This is a genomic window from Pseudomonas eucalypticola (assembly GCF_013374995.1).
GTDB lineage: Bacteria > Pseudomonadota > Gammaproteobacteria > Pseudomonadales > Pseudomonadaceae > Aquipseudomonas > Aquipseudomonas eucalypticola.
In genome coordinates, this window is record NZ_CP056030.1 from 238430 (window position 1) to 263230 (window position 24801).

The 24801-nt window shown below is 63.4% G+C and carries 18 protein-coding genes and 1 pseudogene; 11 read left to right on the top strand and 8 right to left on the bottom strand.

The annotated features are described in order from the left end of the window. Window positions 1–21: 21 nt before the first annotated feature. The 4 genes from HWQ56_RS01135 (at window position 22) to HWQ56_RS01150 (ending at window position 3692) form a co-directional block, all read left to right on the top strand. Complete coding sequence (locus HWQ56_RS01135; RefSeq protein WP_158154108.1) at window positions 22–570, top strand: cupin domain-containing protein; 549 nt, start codon at window positions 22–24, stop codon at window positions 568–570. Between the two features lie 151 nt (window positions 571–721). After that, window positions 722–1126 carry a c-type cytochrome gene (locus tag HWQ56_RS01140; RefSeq protein WP_176572319.1) on the top strand — a complete coding sequence of 135 codons (405 nt, stop codon included), beginning with the start codon at window positions 722–724 and terminating at the stop codon, window positions 1124–1126. Between the two features lie 158 nt (window positions 1127–1284). Beyond that, window positions 1285–1584, top strand: coding sequence for a type II toxin-antitoxin system RelB/DinJ family antitoxin (locus HWQ56_RS01145; RefSeq protein WP_176569599.1), 300 nt, complete (start codon window positions 1285–1287; stop codon window positions 1582–1584). A 164-nt stretch (window positions 1585–1748) separates the two neighbouring features. Next, complete coding sequence (locus HWQ56_RS01150; protein WP_176569600.1) at window positions 1749–3692, top strand: acetyl-CoA hydrolase/transferase family protein; 1944 nt, start codon at window positions 1749–1751, stop codon at window positions 3690–3692. A gap of 110 nt (window positions 3693–3802) precedes the next feature. Here the strand turns inward: HWQ56_RS01150 and HWQ56_RS01155 are convergent, their stop codons facing one another. Continuing rightward, window positions 3803–4375: a xanthine phosphoribosyltransferase gene (locus HWQ56_RS01155; protein ID WP_158154104.1), complete on the bottom strand. Its 573-nt coding sequence runs from the start codon at window positions 4373–4375 to the stop codon at window positions 3803–3805. A gap of 55 nt (window positions 4376–4430) precedes the next feature. Further along, window positions 4431–6440 carry a DNA helicase Rep gene (gene rep / locus HWQ56_RS01160; protein WP_158154103.1) on the bottom strand — a complete coding sequence of 670 codons (2010 nt, stop codon included), beginning with the start codon at window positions 6438–6440 and terminating at the stop codon, window positions 4431–4433. 260 nt (window positions 6441–6700) lie between these two features. Between rep and HWQ56_RS01165 the strand changes: the two genes are divergently transcribed. After that, window positions 6701–8365: a putative bifunctional diguanylate cyclase/phosphodiesterase gene (locus HWQ56_RS01165; protein WP_176569601.1), complete on the top strand. Its 1665-nt coding sequence runs from the start codon at window positions 6701–6703 to the stop codon at window positions 8363–8365. Here HWQ56_RS01165 and HWQ56_RS01170 read toward each other — a convergent pair. Continuing rightward, window positions 8289–9722 (bottom strand): NorM family multidrug efflux MATE transporter, encoded by a 1434-nt coding sequence (locus tag HWQ56_RS01170; protein WP_176569602.1) that lies wholly within the window; start codon window positions 9720–9722, stop codon window positions 8289–8291. The two genes, HWQ56_RS01165 and HWQ56_RS01170, sit on opposite strands and share 77 nt — an antisense overlap. Before the next feature lie 153 nt (window positions 9723–9875). Between HWQ56_RS01170 and HWQ56_RS01175 the strand changes: the two genes are divergently transcribed. The 3 genes and pseudogenes from HWQ56_RS01175 (at window position 9876) to HWQ56_RS29345 (ending at window position 12970) form a co-directional block, all read left to right on the top strand. Then, the gene (locus tag HWQ56_RS01175) at window positions 9876–10796 is read left to right on the top strand and encodes a LysR substrate-binding domain-containing protein (RefSeq protein ID WP_176569603.1); all 921 of its coding nucleotides are present in this window, start codon (window positions 9876–9878) and stop codon (window positions 10794–10796) included. Between the two features lie 188 nt (window positions 10797–10984). After that, window positions 10985–12058 (top strand): annotated as a pseudogene (locus tag HWQ56_RS29340) (Cache 3/Cache 2 fusion domain-containing protein); the annotation flags it as partial. 180 nt (window positions 12059–12238) lie between these two features. Beyond that, window positions 12239–12970 carry a methyl-accepting chemotaxis protein gene (locus HWQ56_RS29345; RefSeq protein WP_425331947.1) on the top strand — a complete coding sequence of 244 codons (732 nt, stop codon included), beginning with the start codon at window positions 12239–12241 and terminating at the stop codon, window positions 12968–12970. Between the two features lie 3 nt (window positions 12971–12973). Here HWQ56_RS29345 and hglS read toward each other — a convergent pair whose 3' ends face one another. Then, window positions 12974–14365, bottom strand: coding sequence for a 2-oxoadipate dioxygenase/decarboxylase HglS (gene hglS / locus HWQ56_RS01185; protein ID WP_176569605.1), 1392 nt, complete (start codon window positions 14363–14365; stop codon window positions 12974–12976). Window positions 14366–14472: 107 nt separating this feature from the next. Beyond that, entirely contained in the window at window positions 14473–15360 is an 888-nt protein-coding gene (gcvA, locus tag HWQ56_RS01190; protein ID WP_158154097.1) for a transcriptional regulator GcvA, read from the bottom strand. A gap of 143 nt (window positions 15361–15503) precedes the next feature. Here gcvA and amaB point away from each other — a divergent pair, with 143 nt between their 5' ends. Beyond that, complete coding sequence (gene amaB / locus HWQ56_RS01195; RefSeq protein ID WP_158154096.1) at window positions 15504–16994, top strand: L-piperidine-6-carboxylate dehydrogenase; 1491 nt, start codon at window positions 15504–15506, stop codon at window positions 16992–16994. 74 nt (window positions 16995–17068) lie between these two features. Further along, complete coding sequence (amaA, locus tag HWQ56_RS01200; protein ID WP_176569606.1) at window positions 17069–18355, top strand: L-pipecolate oxidase; 1287 nt, start codon at window positions 17069–17071, stop codon at window positions 18353–18355. A gap of 88 nt (window positions 18356–18443) precedes the next feature. On the opposite strand, the gene HWQ56_RS01205 is transcribed toward amaA, so the two are convergent. After that, on the bottom strand, window positions 18444–19880 hold the full coding sequence (locus tag HWQ56_RS01205) for a mechanosensitive ion channel family protein (protein ID WP_158154094.1): 1437 nt from the start codon (window positions 19878–19880) through the stop codon (window positions 18444–18446). 238 nt (window positions 19881–20118) lie between these two features. Here HWQ56_RS01205 and HWQ56_RS01210 point away from each other — a divergent pair, with 238 nt between their 5' ends. Next, window positions 20119–22113 (top strand): FUSC family protein, encoded by a 1995-nt coding sequence (locus HWQ56_RS01210; protein ID WP_176569607.1) that lies wholly within the window; start codon window positions 20119–20121, stop codon window positions 22111–22113. A gap of 101 nt (window positions 22114–22214) precedes the next feature. Here HWQ56_RS01210 and HWQ56_RS01215 read toward each other — a convergent pair whose 3' ends face one another. Both HWQ56_RS01215 and HWQ56_RS01220 read right to left on the bottom strand, forming a co-directional pair. Beyond that, entirely contained in the window at window positions 22215–23708 is a 1494-nt protein-coding gene (locus HWQ56_RS01215) for a YifB family Mg chelatase-like AAA ATPase (RefSeq protein WP_176569608.1), read from the bottom strand. Between the two features lie 178 nt (window positions 23709–23886). Then, the gene (locus HWQ56_RS01220; RefSeq protein WP_176569609.1) at window positions 23887–24798 is read right to left on the bottom strand and encodes a LysR family transcriptional regulator; all 912 of its coding nucleotides are present in this window, start codon (window positions 24796–24798) and stop codon (window positions 23887–23889) included. Window positions 24799–24801: the final 3 nt, after the last annotated feature.

Here is a 24801-nt window from a genome sequence, read left to right on the forward strand (position 1 = left end):
TACCCCCTGGAGGCTCCCGCATTGGACGTCGGTGAACGACTGCAAGCCATTCGCAAACTCAAAGGTCTGTCTCAGCGTGAACTCGCCAAGCGTGCGGGCGTCACCAACAGCACCATTTCGATGATCGAGAAGAACAGCGTCAGCCCTTCGATCAGCTCCCTGCGCAAAGTGCTGGGGGGCATTCCCATGTCCATGGTGGAATTCTTCTCCGAAGAGCTGCAGCCGGAAAACCCGACCCAGATCGTCTACAAGGCCAACGAGCTGATCGACATCTCCGATGGCGCCGTGACCATGAAGCTGGTGGGCAAGGCGCACCCCAGCCGGGCCATCGCCTTCCTCAACGAGATCTACCCGCCGGGCGCCGACACCGGCGAGGAAATGCTCACCCATGAAGGCGAGGAGACCGGCATCCTGCTGGAGGGCAAGCTGGAGCTGGTGGTCGGTGGCGAAACTTTCATCCTCGAAGCCGGCGACAGCTATTACTTCGAAAGCACCAAGCCCCATCGCTTCCGCAACCCCTACGACGAGCCCGCCCGGTTGATCAGTGCCGCTACCCCGGCGAACTTCTGATTACCGATACACCGCTACACTCAGTTATCAGGGTGCCGTGGCGCACTGACGCCGCGGCAATACCCATGCTAATAATAAGGTTTCCCCGCCCCCAGGTGCGGGCGTGATCAGCCACCACGAGGGTGTAGGCGTGAACGCTAAAATCAACAAGATGCTGGCTGCCTCTGCAACTGCATTGGCCCTGTGGGCCCTGACCGCCCAGGCAACCGTCACCGACGACATCGCCAAGCGCCTTGAGCCCGTCGGCCAGGTGTGCGTGCAAGGCAAGCCCTGCCCCGGCATGGAAGTCACCACCGCTGCCGCCGGCAGCGCCGCCAAGAGCCCCGACGACGTCATCGCCAAGCACTGCAATGCCTGCCACGGCACCGGTCTGCTCGGCTCGCCGAAAATCGGCGACGGCGCCGACTGGGGCAAGCGCGCCAAGGAGCAAGGCGGCGTCGACGGCCTGCTGGCCAAGGCCATCACCGGCATCAATGCCATGCCGCCCAAGGGCACTTGCTCCGATTGCACGGATGATGAGCTCAAGGGCGCGATCAAGAAAATGTCGGGCCTTTGAGCGCCTTCCCTTTTGTAGACACCGGCCTCTTCGAGAGATGCAGTCCCGCAGTCCGGTGCATCTGGAAACATCTGTTCGATTGTGCCGCCTGAAAAAAGACCTGATAATGTTCGGTGTGGGAACAATGTAGCTACATTTTTGGCGGAGAGGTGAATGACATGGCCGCGTTACTGAAAACCACTGATGTGCGATGCCGCATTGACGAGGATTTGAAAGCAAGCGCTACCGAGGTACTGAAGTCGTGTGGGTTGAGCCTCAGCGATGCGATGCGCCTGTTCCTGCGCCAAGTTGTAGCGAGTCAAGGTCTGCCTTTCGAGGTAAGAGTGCCGTCGGAGAAAACCGCTCGTGCCATGGAACAGGCGCGGGAGATCCACCGGCATTTCAACTCGATAGACGAAATGCCCGGTGATACGGATGGCGATGTTCCAAAAAAAGGAAAAGCGGGCAAAAAATCCTAGGCAATGCATGCAAACGCATGAATTGCTGATTTTCTGATGATCTACGCATTTCCCGAACCTGATCTGGTTTCGTTTGTCGATTTGGGTAGCCACGCGGAATTGTTCCGATAGGGGGCGGGTCGTGAAGGCTGCTTCCCGGCCAGGTAAGCGAAGCGGAGGTGCTGATGACGCTAGTCTGTTCGATCGACCGTGCTGTTGAGGAGGTGCTGAAAAGGCTACCCGCGCATATCCACATGGGCCTGCCACTGGGCCTGGGCAAGCCGAATCGCTTCGTCAACGCACTGTATGCCCGCATCCGCCAGTTGCCCGAGCGCCGCCTCGTGATCTACACCGCCCTGGCCTTGGGCCGGCCCAAGTTGGGGGACGGGCTGCAGAAGCGCTTCCTTGAGCCGTTCGTGGAGCGTGTGTACGGCGATTACCCCGAATTGGACTTCCTCGCCGATCTGCATGCCGATAGCTTGCCCGCCAATGTTCGCGTCGAGCAGTTTTTCATGCAGCCGGGCAACCTGTTGCACAGCCACACTGCGCAGCAATCCTATGTGAGCAGCAATTACAGCCACGCGGCCCGGGATATCAACGCCCAGGGCTTGAACTTGGTTGCCCAGTTGGTGGCCCAGGACCCGTATCAGCCGGCGAAACTGAGCCTGAGCTGCAACCCGGACATCACCCTGGACCTGTTGCCCATGATCGCCAAGCGTCGGGCGGCCGGGGAAACCATCATGATGCTGGCCCAGACCCATGCCGATCTGCCTTACATGCCCGGCGACGCCGAGGTGGACCGAAGCCTGTTCGACCTGATGATCGACGAGGCCGACCGCACCACGCTGTTTTCCACACCCAACATGCCCGTGGGCCTGCAGGACCATTTCATTGGCTTGCATGCCAGTACGTTGGTACGCGATGGCGGCACCCTGCAGATCGGCATCGGCTCCATGGGCGATGCATTGACTGCGGCGCTGCTGGCCCGCCAGGCGGACAACCCCGGTTACCGGGCGTTGCTCGATGACCTGGACCTGGCGCCCTGGCAGGCACTGATAGCACGCGAAGGGGGAACGGCACCCTTTGCCGACGGGCTGTATGGCTGCAGCGAGATGTTCGTCAACGGCCTGCTGGTGCTGGCGGAGGCGGGCATCATCCGGCGCCGGGTGCACAAGGATGTCGCCACGCAAACCCAGGCGAACGCGGGCCAGGCGGTTGAAGCCGACAGCGGTGTGTGCGTTCACGGGGGCTTTTTCCTCGGCCCCCGCAGTTTCTATCAGCGTTTGCGCGAGCTGCCTCGGGAAGCCCTGGAGGGCTTCAACATGACCGCCATCAGCTACATCAACGAGCTGTATGGCCAGGAAGAACTCAAGCGGTTGCAGCGCCTCGATGCTCGCTTCATCAACACGGCATTCACCGCCACGCTGCTGGGAGCCGCGGTGTCGGATCAGTTGGAGGATGGGCGTGTACTGAGTGGCGTGGGCGGCCAGTACAACTTCGTGGTGCAAGGCCATGCGCTGCATGATGCCCGCTCCATCCTGGTGCTGCGTAGCTGGCGTGAGGCCGGCGGGGAAGTCAGCTCCAATATTCTCTGGGAGTACGGCCACTGCACCATCCCCCGGCATTTGCGCGACATCGTGGTGACCGAATACGGCATCGCCGACCTACGCGGGCGTACCGATGCCCAGGTGATCGAGGCCATGCTGACCATCACCGATTCACGGTTTCAGACAGCGTTGATCGAACAGGCCCAGGTGGCGGGCAAGCTGCCGAAGGACTTTCGCCTGCACCCGCGCTTCTCCCAAAACACGCCCGAACGCTTGCAGGCCCTGGCGGACAGGCACGCCAAGCTGTTTCCGGAATATCCATTGGGGTGTGACTTCACCGCCGAGGAGCGGGATTTGCTGCGGGCACTGAACTGGCTCAAGAGCAAGTTCAAACTGACCGAGTTGCTGGACCTGGGCAAGGCGGCGCTGGACGCGCCTGCGCCTTCGGCGTTCCCGGTGCACCTGATGCGTATGCAATTGGCGCAGCCGGACGGGTTGCGCGAGGACTTGTTGCAGAGGCTGCTGCTGGCGGGGTTGCAGGCCACGGCGCAGCCGGAGCCGCTCAGTTACTTGCGGGGGTAGCCCTGACGCCCGGTACCAGGTACACCGCGTGTGCGGCCGACGCGGCCAGGTCCGGTGCTACGGAAATCGGTGTAGCAGCGGACCTGGCCGCGTCAGAGGCGCCGCAAGGGTTACTCGATGAAGGTAACCACGCCGTCTTTCAACGATTTCACGCGGGCCAGGGATTCCACGTGGTAACCCTGGGCATCCAGTTCGGCACGGCCGCCCTGGAACGATTTCTCGATCACGATACCCAGGCCGGCAACGCTGGCGCCGGCCTGCTTGATGATGGAGATCAGTGCTTGCGACGCCTTGCCGTTGGCCAGGAAGTCGTCGATCACCAGCACACGGTCGCTGCTGTTGAGGTGGCGCGGCGAGATGGCCACGGTGCTCTCAGTCTGCTTGGTGAACGAGTAGACCGAGGCGGTCAGCAGGTTCTCGGTCAGGGTCAGCGACTGGTGCTTGCGCGCGAAAATCACCGGAACACCCAGCTTCAGGCCCGTCATCACCGCCGGGGCAATGCCCGAGGCTTCGATGGTGACGATCTTGGTCACGCCGGAATCAGCGAACAGGCGGGCGAATTCGTCACCGATCTGCTGCATCAGGACCGGGTCGATCTGGTGGTTCAGGAAGGCGTCGACCTTCAGTACCTGATCGGAAAGCACGATGCCTTCTTCGCGAATCTTCTTGTGCAGTGCTTCCACGGCAGTTCCTCAATATACGTATTGGCCCCGGCTAAGGGGCCGAGGCGTTGTTGAATTATCGTTTGAGCATGGCGCGAATATCGGCCAATGCATTATTGCCTCTTACGGCTTTGACTTCCGTGGGGGTGTCATCATTGCCTTCCCAGGCCAGGTCATCCGGCGGCAGCTCATCGAGAAAGCGGCTGGGCGCGCAATCGATGATTTCGCCGTACTGCTTGCGCTTGGCCGCGAAGGTGAACGCCAGGGTCTGACGAGCGCGGGTGATACCCACGTAAGCCAGGCGACGTTCTTCCTCGATGGTGTCGGCCTCGATGCTGGAGCGGTGCGGCAGAATTTCCTCTTCCATGCCCATGATGAACACGTAGGGGAACTCCAGGCCCTTGGAGGCGTGCAAGGTCATCATCTGCACGCCTTCGGCACCGTCTTCTTCTTCCTGCTGACGTTCAAGCATATCGCGAAGCACCAGTTTACCGATGGCTTCCTCGATGGTCATTTCGCCTTCTTCGTCTTTTTCCAGGGTGTTCTTCAAGGCCTCGATCAAGAACCACACGTTGCTCATGCGGTAGTCGGCGGCCTTGTCGCTGGAACTGTTGGTGCGCAGCCAGGTTTCATAGTCGATGTCCATGACCATGCTGCGCAGCGCCGAAATGGGGTCTTCGCCGGCGCACTGTTCGCGCACCTTGTCCATGTAGCGCTTGAAGCGCGACAGGCGGTCGGTGAAGCGGCTGTCCAGGTGTTCGCCCAGGCCCAGTTCGTCGGTGGCCTGGTACATGGAGATCTTGCGCTCGGTAGCGTAGTTACCCAGTTTTTCCAGGGTGGTGGAGCCGATTTCGCGACGCGGCACATTGATCACGCGTAGGAAGGCGTTGTCGTCATCCGGGTTCACGATCAGGCGGAAGTAGGCCATCAGGTCCTTCACTTCCTGGCGGCCGAAGAAGCTGTTGCCGCCGCTGAGGCGGTAGGGCACCTGGTGGTGCTGCAGCTTGAGTTCGATCAGCTTGGCCTGGTAGTTGCCGCGGTACAGGATGGCGAAGTCACTGTAGGGGCGGTCGGTGCGCAGGTGCAGGGTGAGAATTTCCATGGCGACGCGCTCGGCCTCGGCGTCCTCGTTCTTGCAGCGCAGCACGCGAATTTCGTCGCCATGGCCCATCTCGCTCCACAGCTGTTTCTCGAAAGCGTGGGGGTTGTTGGAGATCAGCACGTTGGCGCAGCGCAAAATGCGGCTGGTGGAGCGGTAGTTCTGCTCCAGCATCACCACTTTCAAGGAGGGGTAGTCCTCCTTGAGCAGCATCAGGTTTTCCGGCCGCGCGCCGCGCCAGGCGTAGATCGACTGGTCGTCGTCGCCTACCACGGTGAACTGGCAGCGGGTGCCGATCAGCAGCTTCACCAGCAGGTACTGGCTGGCGTTGGTGTCCTGGTATTCGTCCACCAGCAGGTAACGCACCTTGTTCTGCCATTTTTCCAGAATGTCGGCGTGTTCCTGGAACAGCTTCACCGGCAGCAGGATCAGGTCGTCGAAGTCCACCGCGTTGAACGCCTTGAGCGTACGCTGGTAGTGGGTGTAGACGATGGCAGCGGTCTGTTCCTTGGGGTTGCGGGCGTTTTCCAGGGCTTCGGGCGGCAGGATCAGGTCGTTCTTCCAGGCACCGATCATGTTCTTGATCTCGTCGACGCCGTCGTCGCCCGAGTATTCCTTCTGCATGATATCGGTCATCAGCGCCTTGACGTCGGTTTCGTCAAAGATCGAGAAGCCGGGCTTGTAGCCCAGGCGCACATGCTCCTTGCGGATGATGTTCAGGCCCAGGTTGTGGAAGGTCGAGACCGTCAGGCCGCGGCCCTCGCCGCCGCGCAGCAGGGTGCCTACCCGTTCCTTCATCTCGCGCGCGGCCTTGTTGGTGAAGGTCATGGCGACGATGTACTGGGCACGGATGCCGCAATTTTGCACCAGGTGCGCGATTTTGCGGGTGATCACGCTGGTCTTGCCGGAACCGGCACCGGCGAGCACCAGAAGTGGGCCGCCGACGTAGTTCACGGCTTCTTGCTGCCGGGGGTTGAGTCGGGACATGCGGAAATAGGGTCGCTTGCGAAATGGCCGGGCATTTTAACAGGGTCTGGCGATTGTGCCGCGACCATCCGACACTGTGACGCATCCCTCTATCTAAATTTGAAGCTTTTGATACTTTGCCCCAGGATACGTAACATTTTTACCGCAGATAGTAGAAAATAGCGGTTTGGAGGGCTGCCCGCGCCCTCCCGGCGTCGATTGCCGTGCGATGCCTTCTTCTTCCATTTGCCGTTGCCTGTTGATTTTCCTGAGGAGCCAGCTTGTCTACGCCCGTCGAACCTGTGCGCCTGCTGCTTGTGGCCCAAGACCCGGCCTGGGCGGCTTTGCTGCGCCAATGCCTGGCCCCGCTGGGCAGTGCTGCCGTGCTGGTCGTGGCAGCGTCGTTCGAGACCGTGGACGAAATTTTCCATGCCGACCGCGCCGCCGTGGTGTTGGCCACACCGCAAAGCCAGCCGGCGCCGGGGCGCTGCGCGCTACCCGTGGTGCTGCTGCTGGACCACGAACCCGAGCAGGCGCCCATGGGCGTCAGCGACTGGCTGGTCAAGGGAAGCCTCAACGCCGATACCCTGCGCCGCTGCCTGCGCCATGTACGCGAGCGCGGGGTGCTGGAAAACACCCTGCAACGCCTCGCCGAGCAAGACCCGCTGACGGGTATTGCCAACCGCCAGGGCTTTCAGACCTTGCTCAATGCTCGCCTGGCCGAATTCGACGGCCGTGGCCTGGCCCTCGGGCATCTGGACCTGGACAACTTCCGCCACGCCAACGACGCGCTGGGCCACCAGGCCGGCGACCGGTTGATCCTGCAAGTAGTGGCGCGCCTGCGCAGCCAATTGGAAGCCGGCGACCAGTTGGCCCGGCTGGGCAGCGACGAGTTCGCACTGCTGATCGATACCCGCCGGGACGCCGGGCGCGCCGAGCGGGTGGCCGAGCAGATCGTGGAAGCCATGGCCGAACCCTACTGGATCGACGGCGAAAGCCTGCTGATCGGCTGCAGCCTGGGCGTGGCCCATGCCCGCGCCCAGGCCGGGGCCGACCCGCTGATGTGGCACGCGCACATCGCCATGCAGCAGGCCAAGAGCACCCAGGGTTGTACCTTTCATATCTTCAATGAACGCATCAACCGCAACGCCCGCAGCCTGGCCGACCTGGAAAGCGAATTGCGCAGGGCCTTGCGCCGCGACGAACTGGAGTTGCATTACCAGCCTCGCATGGACCTGCAAACCGGCGCGATTGTCGGGCTGGAAGCCCTGGTGCGCTGGCGCCATGCCGAGCGCGGGCTGCTACCGCCCAGCGAGTTCGTGCCGTTGGCCGAGCAGAGCGGCCTGATCGTGCCCCTGGGTTATTGGGTGATTTCCCGCGCCTTGCGGGACATGCAGGCCCTGCGCGAAAGCGGCCTGCCGGAACTGCACATGGCGGTGAACCTGTCTTTCCGCCAGTTCCAGGACAGCCAGTTGCTGGCAACCCTGAGCCGCCTGATTTCCCAGCGCGGCATCGATGCGCGCTGGCTGGAGTTCGAACTGACGGAAACGGCGGTCATGCGCCGCAATGATCTGGTCAAGCAGACCATGGATGCTTTGGGAAGACTGGGGGTGCGCTTTTCCCTGGATGACTTCGGCACCGGTTTTTCATCCTTCGTGCACTTGAACAGCCTGCCCATTGCCCTGCTCAAGGTAGATAAAAGCTTCGTCGCTGGCATGGAGCCGCGTGAAGAAAACCGCAAGCTGGTCCACGCCATGATCAACCTGGCCCATAACCTGGGCCTGGAAGTGGTCGCCGAGGGCGTGGAAACCCCCGAGCAACTGGCGTTGTTGCGCAGCTTCGGCTGCGACCAGGTGCAGGGCTACCTGATCAGCAAGCCTCTGCCCCTTCCCGAGCTTCAGGAGTTTCTGATGTTTGGCCTGTCCCAGCGCGCGGTGCAGAACTGACCGCGGCGGCCACCAGCCGCCGCACGCGCCAGTCGAACGCCAGGGTCAGGCTCACGGCAGCGCAGGCCAGGCCCAGCGCCAACCCCCACCACACACCCTGTGGCCCCCAACCCAAGGGGAACGCCAGCACCCACGCCGCCGGTGCACCGATCAGCCAGTAGCAACCCAGGCCCACGAGGAATGTCACCTTGGCATCCTTGAGGCCGCGAATCGCACCCATGGCGATGGTCTGCACGCCGTCGAACAGTTCGAACCAGGCGGCCACGGTGAGTAGCACCACGGCCAACTGGATGACGGTGGCGAACGCCGGGTCATGACGGTCCAGAAACAGTTCCACCAGTTGCCGTGGTGCCAGCCAGAACAGCAGGGCGAAGGCCAGCATGGCCACGCCACCGAAGCCGATGGCCACGCGCCCGGCCAGGCGTACCGCGACCAGGTTGCCGCCGCCATAATGCTGGCCGATGCGCATGGTGACCGCGTAGGACAGCCCCGCCGGCACCATGAAAGCGACCGAGACGATCTGCAGGGCAATCTGGTGGGCCGCCAGTTGCGTGCTGCCCATGGTGCCCATGCACAGCGCCGCGAAAGCGAACAGCCCGACTTCTACCGCGTAAGTGCCGCCAATGGGCAGGCCCAGCCGCCACAGTTCGCGCAGGTCGGGCCACGACCAGCGCGCCAGGCCTTGGCGAATGGGAAAGGGCACGTATGCCGGGTGACGGCCGATATGCAGGGCCAGCAGCGCTGCCATGCAGGTAGCGACCACGGCGGTCACCAGGCCGATACCCAGCAGGCCCAGCTTCGGCAGGCCGAACAGCCCCTCGATCAGCGCATGGTTGAGGGCAAAGTTGGCTACCGTGGCGCCCAGGCTGATGACCATCACCGGCGTGGCGCGCCCCAAGGCACTGGTGAACCCGCGCAGGGCCATGAAGCTGAGGTAGCCGGGCAGGGCGAAGGGCAGCAGGGTCAGGAATTCCCGGGCGCCCTCGACGTTTTCTGCGGTCTGCCCGAACAGTAGCAACACCGGCCCCAGGTTCCACAGCACCAGGGCGGCGATGGCGGCCATGATCCAGGCCAGCCAAAGCCCGGCCTGGGTCAGGCGCGCAGCCCCGAGCTTGTCGCCGGCGCCCAGGCGAATGGACACCAGCGTGCCGACGGCGGCGATCACGCCAATGCAGAAGATCGACACGAAGGTATAACTGGCCGCCCCCAGCCCACCCCCGGCCAGCGCCTGGGGGCTGATGCGCGCCATCATCAGGGTGTCGGTGAGCACCATCAGCATGTGCGCCAATTGCGAGGCAATCAACGGGCCTGCCAGGCGAAGCAGGGCACCGAGTTCGATACGGATGGCAGAAGGCATGGGGGCGGCTCATTCAACAGGCGGCAGGAGAGCGTGAATTCTGTGCTGTTGTTCACGCTGGCACAAAAGGATAAAAACGATAGCTCGCATGAGTTTTAGTCATGAGAGTAGTATTCCCCCGGTCTAGCCGTTGATTCATCCTGGAGCTATCGAATGTCCCGTCGCCTGCCGCCTTTGTATGCCTTGCGCGCCTTCGAAGCGGCAGCTCGGCATAGCTCGTTCACCCGTGCCGCAAATGAGTTATCGATTACCCAGAGTGCCGTGAGCCGGCATATCAAGACCTTGGAAGAACACTTCGGCTGCCGGCTGTTCCAGCGCAACGGCCGCAACCTGCAGCCCAGTGAATCGGCGCGGCTGCTGCTGCCCGGGGTACGTGATGGCTTCGCCGCCCTGGAACGCGCCTGCGCCACCCTTCATGGCGAAGATGATGTGTTGCGCATGAAGGCGCCGTCGACCCTGACCATGCGCTGGCTGCTGGCCCGGCTCAGCCGGTTCCGCCATCTGCAGGCTGGCAACGAAGTGCAGCTCACCAGCGCGTGGATGGAAGTGGACCATGTGGATTTCAACCATGAGCCATTCGACTGCGCGGTGCTGCTGGGCAACGGTAATTTTCCCGCTGACTGGGAGGCGACGTTCCTGTTCCCGGAATTGCTGATTCCCGTGGGCTCACCGGCGCTGATCCATGAAGTGCCCTGGACCGTAGCGCAACTGGCCAGTGTCGAACTGCTGCACCCCACGCCTGACCGCCGCGATTGGCGGGACTGGCTGGGGCGCACGGGCCTGGCCGAGCAGATATCGCTCAAGGGTGGCCAGGCCTTCGATACCCTCGAGCTGGGCATGATCGCTGCGGCACGGGGCTATGGCGTCGCCATTGGCGACCTGATGATGGTTGCCGAGGATGTGGCCCAGGGGCGCTTGAGCCTGCCCTGGCCAACCGCGGTGTTCAGTGGGCTGAACTATTACCTGGTGTGGCCAGGCACTCGCCCGGGGGGCGAACGCCTCAAGCGCTTAAGCGATTTTCTCCAGTCCGAAGTGCAAGCAATGGCGCTGCCGGCCGTCGAAATTCTACGGTAGGTGGCAAAAAGCCGCTAAAATGCCAGTAGTTTAACGTTTGCGTATATCCCTCCCCGGCACTCAAGTATTGGCTGTTGCAGCCGAATCTACTGGTGCAGGACCTCGCTCAGAAAGGTCCGTGAAAACCGAAACGAAACCACGCCGCCTGGCCCCGATGACTCGGGCGTGCCCTGCGGTCAGGAGCCAGCATGTCTGAACCCCGTGCCCGAATTGCCTCGCAACTCGGTATCGCCCTCGCGGCCATTCTTGCCGTCGTCATTACCGGCAGTACTGTCTTTGCCCTGCGCTCGCTCGATAGCGCCAACCTCACGACGCGCCAGGAACACCTGGCCAGTGAAGCACGCTTGCTGGCTGACCAGCTGAGCACGTTCCATGGCACCCTGCGCGACAGTACCCAGCGCCTCAGCGGGCTGTTCGAAAAGCGCTTCAGCAGCGGCCTGACCCTGAGCAGCGATGAGCTTGTGAATGTCGCGGGTATTGCGACCCCCGCGTTGCTGCTCAACGGCAAGCCGCTGAACAACGATTTCCGCGAAGCCGATGAGTTCCGGCAGATGACCGCAGGTGTCGCGACGGTGTTCGTGCGCAAGGGCGAGGACTTCATTCGAATCAGCACTTCGTTGACCAAGCAGGACGGCAGCCGCGCCATCGGCACCTTGCTCGACCACCAGCACCCTGCCTATTCGCGCCTGTTGGCCGGGCAGAACTATGTGGGCCGTGCGGTGTTGTTCGACCGTTCGTACATGACCCAGTACACGCCGGTGCTTGATACCAGCGGCCGGGTGATTGCCGTGTTGTTCGTGGGTTTTGACTACACCGACGCGCAGAATACCCAGTTCGAAAACCTGCGCCGTTTCCGTATCGGCCAGACCGGTTCGTTGGCTTTGCTCGATGAGACCGGCAAATGGCTGGTGGCTCCTGCTGGCGTGAAGGCCCCGGAAAAAGCCACTGAAGAACTGGCTGACTTCATCAAGCACCCGGGCAAGGGCGCGTTCTGGCGTGATTCGGGTGAAGACTTCTACAGTGTTGCCATACCCTTCGCCGGCGGCCCGTGGAGCGTTCTTGCGACCATGCCCAAGGAAGAAATCCGCGCCGTGACCTGGAGCGTCGGTATTCGCCTGGCCATTGGCAGCCTGCTGGCAATGCTGCTGGCCGTGGGTGTGTCCATGTGGCTGTTGCGCAGCAAGCTCAAGCCGCTCGCTGATCTGGTCCGCCAGGCCGAAGCCCTGGGTGCCGGCGACCTGGACGCGCGCTTGAACGTTTCCAGCCACGATGAAATTGGCCAACTGGCGCGCAGCTTCAACCACATGGGTGAAGCGCTGGCGGCCATGGTCACGCATATCCGTACGGCCGCCCATGAAGTGAGCGGCCGGGCACAGGCGCTGTCGGGTCTGTCGACCGGTGCCTATGAAGGCATGGAGCAGCAGTCGGGCGAGATCACCAGCATGGCCGGTGCGGTAGAAGAATTCAGCGCCACGTCGCTGAACATTGCCGACAACATGGGCAGTACCCAGCGCATGGCCCAGGAAAACGCCGAGCAGACGCGCATCGGCCGCAGTTCCATGGGCGAGGCCTCTTCTTCGCTTCAGGAAATCGCTGGCGCCCTGAATAGTACCGCCAGTGTCATCAACACCCTGGGCCAGCGTTCGCAGGAAATCGGTGGCATCGTCAGTGTCATTACCGCCATTGCCGAACAGACCAACCTGCTGGCGCTCAACGCTGCCATCGAGGCGGCCCGTGCCGGCGAGCAGGGCCGCGGCTTTGCCGTGGTCGCCGACGAGGTGCGGAGCCTGGCTTCGCGCACTCGTCAGGCCACTGATGAAATTTCCACCATGATCGGCAGCATCCAGCACGAAACCAGCAACGCCATCAGCACCATGGAGCAGGGTAAAGCGCTGATGGAAGAAGGCTTGTCGCGCAACGCCAAGGTGGCCGCGGCGCTGTCGCAGATCGACGAGCAAAGCCGCTCGGCCGGGCAACAATTCGCCGCCATTACCACGGCGACCCAGGAACAGAGCAGCACCGCTACCTTGCTCAGCAGTAACCTGCAGAGCATCGCCCTGGCCAACAGTGAGCAGCGCGAGGTTGTTTCCAACCTTGCCGTCACTGCTCGTGAACTGGAGGCCCTGGCCGCCGAACTGCGTCAGGAAGTAAACCGCTTCCGGGTTGGCCGCTGAGGGTCAGCCGAGGTGTTCCAGGCCCAGTTGCTCGGCACAGTCGTGCAGTGACCGGGCCTGGCTTTGGGCATAAAGCTCGAGTTCATCCAGTACGCGGCGCCCCAGCGCCTGGTGGAAAGCGTCCTGGGTCGACCCGCCCAGGTAGTGGCTCTGGGCGTCATCACCCAGGTTGGACTGGAAGATACCGGCGGCGCTGACTGGCAGGAAGTCTTCGTATACCAATGGCTCGAAATGCACATGCCCCGCGTCTATCAGCCCTTGCAGGCTGGTGGGCCGGTCCGGCTGCGCGCGGGCCGCCAGGCCGGCTTCGGTGGCGAAGTAGCGAAAATAGGCCAGGCCTTGCTCGCGCATCTGGGCCAGGTCATCGGGGAACTCGGAAAAGTGCTCGCTCAGCTGGCGCATGTATGCACCGGCGTTGCCTTCGCTGGGGAAGCCGGCCAAGGCATCGCGTGACTGGTTCAGCAACCGGTCATACAGCTCGCGCCCTTTGGGCGTCAAAGCTGCGCCGCGCTGCTCGATTTCGCCGAAGCGGGCGGTGTGGCTGCCGCCTGCGGTGGCCTGATCGGTGAAGGCGACCTTTTCCTGCAAGGCCTTGAAGCTGGTCTGACGCAGCAGGATAGGATGTTTGCGCGGGGGCGGCCCTTCGATGACGGCTTTGGGGGTGATGCCTTTGGTGGGCATGGCGGCCTGCACGGCATCGATGTCCAGAGTGCGCGGGGTAAGGTGGTTGATGTGTGGGCCCTTGAAGGCCACCACATCGGCGATCAGCCGGTGCTGGTCATGCAACTGCTGGTACTCGGCACTCGTGACCGTAGCGTCGTGGTGCCAACGGAAGGTTTCCAGGGCCTGGTTCACGAAGTCCTGGGCATCCTGTTCGTTCAAGCCGCCTTCGCGTTCGCAGCGGTCAATGAGCTGTAACGCACGGGGTGTGAAGATTTGCCGGCGTGCCAGCAGGGTCTCGGCGAGCTCGCGCAGGGGCGGGTTATCGATCAGTTCCAGGCGCAGCAGCGAGGTGAAGACCCGGAACGGGCTCACTTGCAGCGCCTGTTCGTGGACCGCCCGGAACGCCGTGGAGTGCACCGGCACGCCCGCTGGGGTGAGGTCGTAATAGCCGACTGGCTGCATGCCCATCACCGCGAACAAGCGTGCAATGGTGGCGAGTTCCTCGGCGGTGCCCACGCGGATGGCACCGTGGCGCTCCATGGCCAGGCGCTGGGTTTCACCTGTCCACGCCAGGGCCCGGGCGATCTCCGGCTGGTGGGCCATCACGGCGTCGTTGACCTCGGCGACCAGCTCCAACAGCGCCCCGTAAAGCGGCACTTCCTGCTTGTACATATCGGACATGGCGCGAGAGAAGCGGGCGCGGATTTCGTCGGGGCTGACGAAGCTGGGCATGGCAGAACTCCGAAAGAATGGGTTTGCGCTATGAAAACGGGGAATGACCTTGGCCGGCAAGCGAAAAAAAATCACCCGGTCATTCCAAAAACTCGGCTTGTTCGGCTTCAGGATAGTTGCTGGGTGACCCATTCAACCAAGGCCCGCACCTTGGGTACTTCGGCGGAATGTTCCTGATACGCCAGGAAATGCGCACCATTGCTCGGCATCACGTGGTTCCACGGCACCACCAGTTTGCCTTCGGCCAGCTCCCGCGCCACCAGGTAGCGTGGCACCAGTGCCACGCCGCAGCCCGACAAGGCCGCGCTGATGCACATGTAGAACGTATCGAATCGCGGCCCGTGGTAGCTGTTGGCCGAGTGCAGGCCCTGTTCGAGAAACCACTCGTGCCAGGTTTCGGGCCGCGAGGTGCTTTGTAGCAGCACCTGGCTGGCCAGTTCCTCGGCACTAGTCAGCGCGCGGCCTGCCAACAGGTCCGGGGCACACACTGGCAGCACCTCCTCGCCGAACAATTCCTGGCACGTAGCGCCCGGCCAGGTGCCTTGACCGAAGAAGAACACCACGTCCGCCTTGCCTTGCAGCAGGTTGAACGGCTCGAGTTCGTTGCGAATGTCCAGGTGGATATTGGGATGGCGCTTGCCGAAGCCCTTCAGGTGCGGGATCAGCCAGCCCACCCCGAAGCTGGGCTGGGTGGCCACGGTCAGCACTTCGGTTTCCTGCCCGTACGACAGGATGTAGCGACTGGACATGTCCACCTGCACCAGGATCTTGTTCACTTCGGCCAGGTACAGGCTGCCCGCCGGGGTCAGTTGCAGGCGCCGGCGGATACGCAGGAACAGGTGGTGGCGCAGCATCTCTTCCAGCTGCGCCACCTGTTTGCTGACTGCGCTCTGAGTCAGGTGCAACTCCTCTGCGGCGCGGGTGAAGCTCAGGTGACGGGCAGCCGCTTCGAAGCACTGCAGTGCGGCCATGGACGGGACAAGGCGTTTGGACATGTCGATCTCGGGCGTTGACGGACGAACATCATGCCGTGGCGGAATGATGTGCTGAATATTGGTCGTTTGTTGCGCATCACTATTCGGATTAATACTGATCCCATCGCTTGATTTCAACTACTCATCGCTTGCAGGAGAACACAATGGTTGATGGACTGCTTCAGAGCCTCGGCGTCGCGGCCAGCGCCTACACCGACGGCGACCATCCCGTTCACACCCCCATCGATGGCAGCCGGATCGCCTCGGTCACCCTGGAAAACAAGGCCCAGGTGCTGGCCAAGATCGATGTCGCGCAGAAAGCGTTCCTGGCCTGGCGCGACGTGCCAGCCCCGCGCCGCGGTGAGTTGGTGCGCCTGTTTGGCGAGGTGCTGCGTGAGCACAAGGCGCAACTGGGCGAGCTGGTGTCCATCGAAGCCGGCAAGATCACCCAGGAAGGCTTGGGTGAAGTGCAGGAAATGATCGACATCTGCGACTTCGCCGTCGGCTTGTCCCGCCAGTTGTATGGCCTGACCATCGCTTCCGAGCGTCCTGGCCACCACATGCGTGAAACCTGGCACCCGCTGGGCGTGGTCGGCGTGATCAGCGCCTTCAACTTCCCGGTTGCCGTGTGGGCCTGGAATACCACGCTGGCGCTGGTGTGCGGCGACGCCGTGCTGTGGAAGCCTTCGGAAAAGACCCCGCTGACCGCCCTGGCCTGCCAGGCCCTGTTCGAGAAAGCCCTGAAGCAGTTCGGCGAAGCGCCCGAAGGCCTTTGCCAACTGGTGCTCGGTGACCGCGAAGCCGGTGAAGCCCTGGTCGATGACCCGCGCGTGCCGCTGGTCAGCGCCACCGGCAGCACCCGCATGGGCCGTCAAGTAGGGCCACGTGTGGCCGCTCGCTTTGGCCGCAGCATTCTTGAGCTGGGCGGCAACAACGCCATGATCCTGGCCCCCAGCGCCGACCTCGACCTGGCCGTTCGCGGCATCCTGTTTTCGGCGGTGGGTACCGCCGGCCAGCGCTGCACCACCCTGCGCCGGGTGATCGTGCATGCCTCCATCAAGGACGAAGTGGTGGCCCGAGTGAAAGCGGCCTACGGCAAGGTACGCATCGGTGACCCGCGCAAGGACAACCTGGTAGGCCCGCTGATCGACAAGGCTTCCTTCGATGCCATGCAAGGTGCCCTGGCCAAGGCGCGCGACGAAGGTGGCCAGGTGTTCGGCGGCGAACGCCAGTTGGCCGACCAGTACCCCAACGCTTACTACGTAAGCCCAGCCATCGCCGAAATGCCGGCCCAGAGCGAGGTGGTGCGCCATGAAACCTTCGCGCCGATCCTTTACGTGCTGGCCTATGATGATTTCGAAGAAGCGTTGCGCCTGAACAACGAGGTGCCCCAGGGCCTGTCGTCATGCATCTTCACCACCGACCTGCGTGAAGCTGAGCGTTTCCAGAGTGCTTCGGGCAGCGACTGCGGCATTGCCAACGTCAACATCGGCACCAGCGGTGCGGAAATCGGCGGTGCGTTCGGTGGCGAGAAGGAAACCGGTGGCGGGCGCGAGTCGGGCTCCGACGCTTGGAAGGCCTACATGCGCCGCCAGACCAACACCGTGAACTACTCGCGCGAGCTGCCGCTGGCCCAGGGCATCGTGTTCGACTGATTCACCGGTCCCCCAGGGGGCTCACAGCAGAGCATTTCGAACGTTTCTCCCTTTGATTTGGCCGGGTTCGTGTCATGACTCAACTGCGTCAGGAATGTCTTTGGGAACACCTCACTCCGCCGTCCACCAACCCTGGTGCCCTGGCCAGTGCGGTCAAGGCCGATGTATGCGTGATCGGTGGCGGTATCACGGGCCTCAACACCGCCATCGCGTTGCTGGAGAAGGGCCAACGCGTGGTACTGCTTGAAGCCCACCAGGTGGGGCATGGCGGTTCGGGGCGCAACGTCGGGCTGGTCAATGCCGGCACCTGGATCCGCCCTGATGATGTCGAGGACACCCTGGGAAGCCAGCAGGGCAGCCGCTTGAACAAGGTGCTGGGCGAGGCGCCAGCGGCAGTCTTCGCCATGATCCAGCGCCTGGGCATCGACTGCCAGGCGCGCAACGAAGGCACGCTGCACATGGCCCACAACGCCACGGGTGTGGCCGACCTGCAAAGCCGCCATGAGCAGTGGCGCCGCCGCGGGGCAGATGTGCAACTGCTGACCGGCGCGCGCTGCGAAGAATATTGCGGAACGACGAAAATCGCCGCGGCGCTGCTGGACCGCCGCGCCGGCACCATCAACCCGATGGCCTATACCCAGGGCCTGGCCGCGGCGGTGAAGCGCCTGGGCGGCAACCTGTACGAGCATTCGGCGGTGCAGCAACTGCAACGCCAGGGCAGTGGTTGGCTGGTCAAGACTGCCAAGGGCGAGGTCAGTGCCGCCAAGGTGGTGATTTCCACGGGGGCCTACACCGAGGGCGACTGGACCGACCTCAAGCGCCGCTACTTCCGCGGCTACTACTACCAGGTCGCTTCCCGGCCGCTGGTGGGCGCTGCCGCTGACGCCGTGCTGCGCCACGGGCAAGGTTCGTGGGACACCCGCACCGTGCTGAGCAGTATCCGCCGCGATGCCGATGGCCGCCTGCTGCTGGGCAGCATGGGCCGGGTCGACAACAAGCCGGCGTGGTTCGTGCGGCGGTGGGCTGACCGCATCCAGGGCCATTACTTCCCCGCGCTGGGCAAGGTCGATTGGGAGATGCACTGGACCGGCGTCATCGACTTCACCCCTGACCACCTGATGCGTCTGTTCGAGCCGGCGCCCGGCGTGGTGTCGGTGACGGGCTACAACGGCCGCGGCAACACCACGGGCACGGTGGTGGGCAAGGCGTTGGCCGATTACCTGCTCAGCGACGACCCGGCCGGCCTGCCGTTGCCATTCTCGCTGGACAAGCCGGTGAGCCAGCCGTCATTGCGCACGGGGTTGTATGAAACCGGGTTTTCCCTTTACCACGCCGGGCAGTGTTTGCGGGTGGTGCTGTAACCCAACCTGTGCAGCAGCGGCCCCGGCCGCATCAGGCTCGATGCGCTATGCCAGAAGGCAGTTGTCGCTGCAAGGTGCCTGGCTGCGATCAGCGTTCCTTGATGTGCAACCAGCTCAGGAAGCCGCCCTTGCGAACCTCCGCCGGCCTCTGCAGCAGCAATGACTGGCTCTTGTGCTGGCGGTAGTGCTGCAGCTTGGTGAACGCGGCGCGCACTTCGCTGCGCTCGACCATGCAGGCTTTGAGTTCCTGCTTGTCGATGCGGTAGAGGATGCAGGTGGTCAAAGTGCGGAATTCAGCCAGCGAGGCACCTTCGGACACCAGGTTGTCCTCGCCCAGTATTTCACCAGGGCCCATGCGCCCGGCCTCGATGAGTTTCTCGCCATCCTTGATACTGGCCGACACTACCCCTGTGCCAATCACCAGCAGGTCGTCGGAGGTGGCGCCGTAGGCCAGGATCAATTGGTCTTCGGGGTACTCCACCGAGACCATGCGCTCGGCCAGATGGTCCTTGTCATCATTGCTCAGCGAGCGGAACACGCGAACGTCTTCAAGCAAGGCCCGCGGCCGTGACCAGGGACGCTCTGCCGCTTCGCTGGCCCAGCTCACCCCCGACGCCTGCAAGTGCCGGTGCGCCAGGTCGAACAGCAGGTTCTGCGCCTCGGTCTTCTGGTCCATGGAGCGGATGAACCCGCTGGCTTCGTACTCCATGTATTCCAGGGTCGACTCTTTCACGGCAACCTTCGGTTTGGGTGAAATCAGCAAGGCGGTAGTGCCTTGCAAGGCCTTCTCCAGCGCATCGAGTACCTTGCGTGGCCGCACCTGGGCCGGCACGGCGATGCGGATGGAAACCCCGTGCATATTGATCGGGCGGCTGAAGTTGAGCAGCTTGGCCTTGGCCGCCAATGAGTTGGGAATCACCGCCATGGCGCCGTTGCTGGTCATCAAGTGGGTGGCGCGCCAGTCGATGTCCACCACCTTGCCTTCGGTGCCGTCGATGGAGATCCAGTCATCCACCTGATACGGCTTGGTGGTGTTGAGCACGATGCCGGAAAACACGTCGCTGAGGGTGCTCTGCAACGCCAGGCCGACGATGATCGCCATGGCACCCGAGGTGGCCAGCAGGCCTTTGACCGGTAGTTGCATCACATAAGCCGCGGCCGCGACGATGGCGATCAGGAAGATTACCGCCCCCATCACTTCCTGCAGCAGGCGCCCGGCATGCCCGTTGCGCTGGAACAGCACCAGCCCCAGGATTACGGTGAGCACCCTGGCCGCGAACAGCCACCACATGATTTCCAGCAGGCTAGCAACCATGTTCAGGGTGGCGTCGTCTGGCCAGGGAGCGGGCGTGAGCGGGCTCATGCCCGTGGAGTTGAGCACCCAGCTAAAGAGAATGAACGCTGTGACCCGCGTTGCCAGCCGCGCGAGCCGATGCTTTTGCGCGATGGCATGCCACACCGCCAGGTCGAGCAGCAACAGCGCGGTACCAATGGCCAACGGGTGATTGCTGATGAATGTGAACATGGACGTCCCTGGGGCAGGTCTGCGTGTCCTAGGCTCTGTACGAGATGCATGCCAGCTCGGAAATGCTGCGTTGAAAACAGGCTCGCCCGGCCTTCGCTGTAATACATTTCATACAGGCTCTAGTGTGCTTGAGTATTGGCCTGCCTGCCACCGTCGCGCGCAAATGAAATGGGTTGGCTGGTGATAGAAGATATGGTTACTATCCTAATCATTAGCTAGCTATGTAGATATGCATGGAATGGCGAGTTTCCCGCGGACTGTCAGCGATTTCACCCAGGCTGTATTCAACCCGACGACCCCGGCGTTGCAGTTTGCGCTGAAGAACATGCTCGGTGGTGGCCTGGCGCTGTATCTGGCGTTCATCCTGCAAATGCAGCAACCGCAATGGGCGCTCACCACGGTATTCATCGTCAACCAGCCGTTGAGTGGCATGGTGTTGTCCAAGGGCGCTTATCGGCTGCTGGGCACCTTCGTGGGTGCCGTGGTTTCGCTGGGCATGATTGCAATGTTCGGCCAGTCCCCGTTGCTGTTCCTTTCGTGCATGGCGCTTTGGCTGGGGTTCTGCACGGCTGGGGCGTCGCTGTATCGTAACAACGCCTCTTATGGTTTCGTGTTGGCCGGCTACACCACGGCGATCATCGCATTGCCTGCAACGGCGGCACCGCTGAATGTGTTCGACCAGGCCCAGGCACGTTTCTTCGAAATAACCCTGGGCATTGTCTGTGCGTCGTTGGTGAGTACCGTGCTATGGCCCAGGCGTGTCGAACGCCAATTGGCGGTTCAGGCCCGCCATGCCTGGCAGTCGGGCATGGCCGCCGCCGCTGCGGAATTGCTGGGTGTAGACCAGCGCCAAGGCTTGCTGGACGCCCTTGGGCGGATCGTCTCGGTGGATGCCCAGCGTGACCACGCGGCCTTCGAAGGGCCGTTGGGCCGCCTGCGAGCCCAGGCGCTGAGGTTGATGAGCCGTGATTTGCTCAGCCTGCTGCGGGTCGCCCGGGGTGTGGCGCGCCAACGCTTGCTGCTGGATGAGCGCGCCGGCGAGTACATCGACCCGATCATCGCCGGTGTCGCCCAAGCCCTGGCTGACGGCGGGGAAATGGCGCTGGGCCAGCAGGCCGTGGTGGTCGATGAAACCCTGCTCGCGCAGGGGCTCGAACCGCCATTGCATGCCTGCCTGATGCGCCTGACCGTGGTGCTGCGCTTGGCGACCATCGCCGCCGGCACTCTCAAGGCAGTCGAACAAGGCGATGAGGTCACTGATGCCCCCGGGCCTTTGGCCTGGCATCGGGATGTGGAACAGGGCGTCATGTCCGGGCTGCGCAGCGCCCTGGCCTTCCTCGCGGTAGCGGCGTTGTGGATATTCACCGCCTGGCCCGCGGGGCTGGGCGCGGTGTCCATCAGTGGTGTGGTATTGAGCCTGTTCGCCGGCCGCGAGGCTCCGGCGGGCGCGGCCATGAATTTTCTCAAGGGCATTGCCCTGTCGGTGCCGGTGGCTGCACTGGTAGCCTACGGGCTGCTACCCGGCTGGGAGGGTTTTCCCATGCTCTGCCTGGGGCTTGGCGTGCCGCTGTTCATGGCATCGCTGTGCCTGAGCCAGCCGAGCATCGCGCCTGTGGCTTCATCGTTCTGCATCTTCTTTGTCAACAACGTCGCCCCCAGCAACGCCATGACCTACGACCTGGAGCAGTTCCTCAACAAGGCGCTGGCGACGCTGATCGGGGTGGGTATTGCCGTGCTGGTGTTCCGGTTAATCACCCTGGGCCCCGGGGCGCGGCATTACCGGCGGTTGGTGGAAGCTTCGCTGGCCGACCTGTCGCAACTGGCCCGGCGGCCCTTGGCGCAGGCCGAAGGCTGGTTCGGGGGGCGCATGGCCGACCGGTTGATGCGGTTGGCGCGTTACCGCAATGCGCACCCGGACGAGCCGAACCTGCATTGGCATGATGGCCTTTTTGGGCTGGACCTGGGCGGCGAGTTGCTGCACCTGCGCGGCTGCCTGGTGGATGCCAGCGGGTCATTGGCCCTTGAGCGTGACCGCTACTTGCGCGATGTGGCGCGGTTGCTGAAACAGGTGCGGCCGGCGCCGGAGGTGTTGCAGCTATTGGATGAGGTGAGCGCACGGCTGCAGGAGGCGCTGGACGTGGACGTTCGGTTGACCGCGCGGCGGCGGGAGTTGGCGCAGGTAGCGGTGGGGCAGGTTCGGTCGGTGTGGCGGCGGTGGTGTCAAAAATCGTGAGATGAGGGAACCGGACGTCTGGTTCATCGCGATGGATTCCAGTTTCTGACCCCCCCCTGTCCGAAATTAGCGAAACTATAACCAGTCGTTTTTTCTATTTGTTACTGGCTGCTGGGCCGATACTGCAACGCCTCCGCCACATGCCCGCGTCCTATCTGCGCCACTTCCTCCAGGTCGGCCAATGTCCGCGCCACCTTCAACAGCCGGTGCGCAGCCCGCAACGATAACGTCAGCCGCTCGCACGCGGTTTCCAGCCAGTGCTCATCGGCTGTGGATAACTTGCAATGGGCTTTCAGCCCCGGCAGGTCAAGGAAGGCATTGGCGCAACCCTGGCGCTTGAACTGCCGTTCGCGGGCGGCGGCCACGCGGGCCGCAGCATGGGCAGTATCGTCGCCTGGTTGCGGGGTGGGGTTCAGCGCCGTGGTTTCGCGGGCGACGGTCAGGTGCAGGTCGATGCGGTCCAGCAGCGGCCCCGATAGCTTGTTGCGGTACCGGGCGATCTGGTCGGTGCTGCAACTGCAGCGGCTGCTGGGGTCGCCGAGATATCCACAGGGGCAGGGGTTCATGGCGGCGACCAGTTGAAAGCGCGCCGGGAAGCGGATCTTGTCGCGGGCGCGGGCGATGACTATTTCGCCGGACTCCAGGGGTTCGCGCAGCACCTCCAGTACCTTGCGGTCGAACTCGGGGAGTTCGTCGAGGAAGAGCACCCCATGGTGGGCCAGGGTTATTTCCCCTGGTTGCGGACGGCTGCCACCCCCTACCAGCGCGGCGCCGGAAGCCGAGTGGTGGGGATGGCGGAACGGACGCTGCGGCCAGTGCGTCAACGGTGCGAGGCTGGCGACTGACTGGATGGCCGCCACCTCCAGCGCTTCGCGTTCGTCCAGCGGCGGCAATAGCCCAGGCAGGCGGCTGGCGAGCAGGGTCTTGCCGGTACCGGGCGGACCGCTGAACAACAGGTTATGCGCTCCCGCGGCAGCGACCAGCAATGCGCGCTTGGCGGCCTGTTGGCCCTGTACCTCGCTGAGGTCCGGGTAGGGGCGGTTGAGCAGGATAAGGCCATTGGAACTGAACGGGCTGATACGCTGCTGCTCGTTGAAATGGCAGACCAGCTCCAGCAGGTTGCTGGCGGCTATGACCACCAGCCCGGAGGCCAGGCTGGCTTCCTCGGCGTTCTCGCACGGCACCACCAGCGCCCGCCCCGCCTCCCGCGCCGCCAGTGCCGCAGGCAGTACGCCCTGAACCGGGCGAATGGCGCCGGACAGCGCCAATTCGCCCAGGCATTCCACATCACGCAGTGCCGCGCTGGGAAACTGGCCGCTGGCGGCGAGTATGCCCAGTGCGATGGCCAGGTCGTAGCGCCCACCGTCCTTGGGCAGGTCGGCGGGCGCCAGGTTCTGGGTGATACGGCGTGTCGGGAAATTGAGCTGCGAATTGACGATGGCGCTGCGCACGCGGTCCTTGCTCTCCTTGACCGAGGCTTCCGGCAGGCCTACCAGCGTGAGCGAAGGCAGGCCATTGGCAAGGTGGGTTTCCACCGTGACGGCCGGCGCGCCGACACCGACCTGGGCGCGGCTGTGGACGATGGCTAGGGACATGGTTGCTCCGTGCATTGAAGGGGGGCCGCTTCCTGCGGTGTTTGAAGCGTAGTGGGTGGCAGGCCGGCTGGGCGCTGGATATTGCGGCAGGGTGTTTCCGCGGTGCCAGCTTCCCGAGCTTCGCCCGGTCCCACAAGGAGCTTTTGAACGCGCTTGAAGTAGACGAGGCTCGCTCTGGTTACCTCGGCAAATCACTCATGAACGCCTCCAACCGCGACCTCAACCATCGCTCGCCAGGATCCGTGTCCATCACACTCAGCCACACCATCGACAAATCCAGTGTCGGCGTATCGAACGGCAGTGGCTCGGTGTACAGGTTTCCATACCCCACCATGGCGTTCGCCGCATAGTCCGGCGCCCCGGCCAGCAGGTCGGTGCCCGCCAGCAGCGCGGGCAGGGCGCTGTATTGGGGTACCGAAAGCACTACGTTGCGCTTGCGCCCGATCTCTTCCAGCCACTCATCCACCACGCCGCTGGTGTTGGCCATGTGCGACACCAGCACGTGGGGGCGGGCGCAGTATTCGTCCAGGGTCAGGGGGTGGTCGGATTTGTCGGCGCGCAGGATGCGTGGCTGGATGCGGCGCAGCAGTTTGCGCTTGGCGTTGGCCGGCAGGCCGCGGGTCTGGCTGATGCCCACGGTGATCTCGCCGGAGGCCAGCAGGTCGGGGACCCGCCAGTAGTCGACGTGCTGGACCACGAACACCACCTTCGGCGCTTCCAGGCGCAGGGCGCGCAGCAAGGGCGGCAGCAGGCCGAATTCGACGTCGTCGGACAGGCCGATGCGGAAGGTGGAGGTGCTGACGGCCGGGTCGAAGTCGTGGCTGAGGCTGATGGCGATGGACAGGGCGTCCAGGGCCGGGGACAGGTGGCGCGCCAGCTCTTCGGCGCGGGCGGTGGGCTCCATGCGGTGGCCGACCCGCACGAACAGCGGGTCGTTGAACATGGTGCGCAGGCGGTTGAGCGCCGAGCTGATGGTGGGCTGGCCAAGGAACAGCTTTTCCGCGACGCGGGTGACGTTGCGTTCCAGCATCAAGGTCTCGAACACCACCATGAGGTTGATGTCGGCCTTGCGCAATTCGTTGCGGTTCATCGG

What these genes read in the sequence shown, in the direction of transcription:
- HWQ56_RS01140 (WP_176572319.1), top strand. Translation starts at nt 722, where the DNA reads ATGCTGGCTGCCTCTGCAACTGCATTGGCCCTGTGGGCCCTGACCGCC.
- HWQ56_RS01145 (WP_176569599.1), top strand. Translation starts at nt 1,285, where the DNA reads ATGGCCGCGTTACTGAAAACCACTGATGTGCGATGCCGCATTGACGAG.
- HWQ56_RS01150 (WP_176569600.1), top strand. Translation starts at nt 1,749, where the DNA reads ATGACGCTAGTCTGTTCGATCGACCGTGCTGTTGAGGAGGTGCTGAAA.
- rep (WP_158154103.1), bottom strand. Translation starts at nt 6,440, where the DNA reads ATGTCCCGACTCAACCCCCGGCAGCAAGAAGCCGTGAACTACGTCGGC.
- HWQ56_RS01170 (WP_176569602.1), bottom strand. Translation starts at nt 9,722, where the DNA reads ATGCCTTCTGCCATCCGTATCGAACTCGGTGCCCTGCTTCGCCTGGCA.
- HWQ56_RS01175 (WP_176569603.1), top strand. Translation starts at nt 9,876, where the DNA reads ATGTCCCGTCGCCTGCCGCCTTTGTATGCCTTGCGCGCCTTCGAAGCG.
- HWQ56_RS29345 (WP_425331947.1), top strand. Translation starts at nt 12,239, where the DNA reads ATGGCCGGTGCGGTAGAAGAATTCAGCGCCACGTCGCTGAACATTGCC.
- hglS (WP_176569605.1), bottom strand. Translation starts at nt 14,365, where the DNA reads ATGCCCAGCTTCGTCAGCCCCGACGAAATCCGCGCCCGCTTCTCTCGC.
- gcvA (WP_158154097.1), bottom strand. Translation starts at nt 15,360, where the DNA reads ATGTCCAAACGCCTTGTCCCGTCCATGGCCGCACTGCAGTGCTTCGAA.
- amaB (WP_158154096.1), top strand. Translation starts at nt 15,504, where the DNA reads ATGGTTGATGGACTGCTTCAGAGCCTCGGCGTCGCGGCCAGCGCCTAC.
- amaA (WP_176569606.1), top strand. Translation starts at nt 17,069, where the DNA reads ATGACTCAACTGCGTCAGGAATGTCTTTGGGAACACCTCACTCCGCCG.
- HWQ56_RS01205 (WP_158154094.1), bottom strand. Translation starts at nt 19,880, where the DNA reads ATGTTCACATTCATCAGCAATCACCCGTTGGCCATTGGTACCGCGCTG.
- HWQ56_RS01210 (WP_176569607.1), top strand. Translation starts at nt 20,119, where the DNA reads ATGGCGAGTTTCCCGCGGACTGTCAGCGATTTCACCCAGGCTGTATTC.
- HWQ56_RS01215 (WP_176569608.1), bottom strand. Translation starts at nt 23,708, where the DNA reads ATGTCCCTAGCCATCGTCCACAGCCGCGCCCAGGTCGGTGTCGGCGCG.
- HWQ56_RS01220 (WP_176569609.1), bottom strand. Translation starts at nt 24,798, where the DNA reads ATGAACCGCAACGAATTGCGCAAGGCCGACATCAACCTCATGGTGGTG.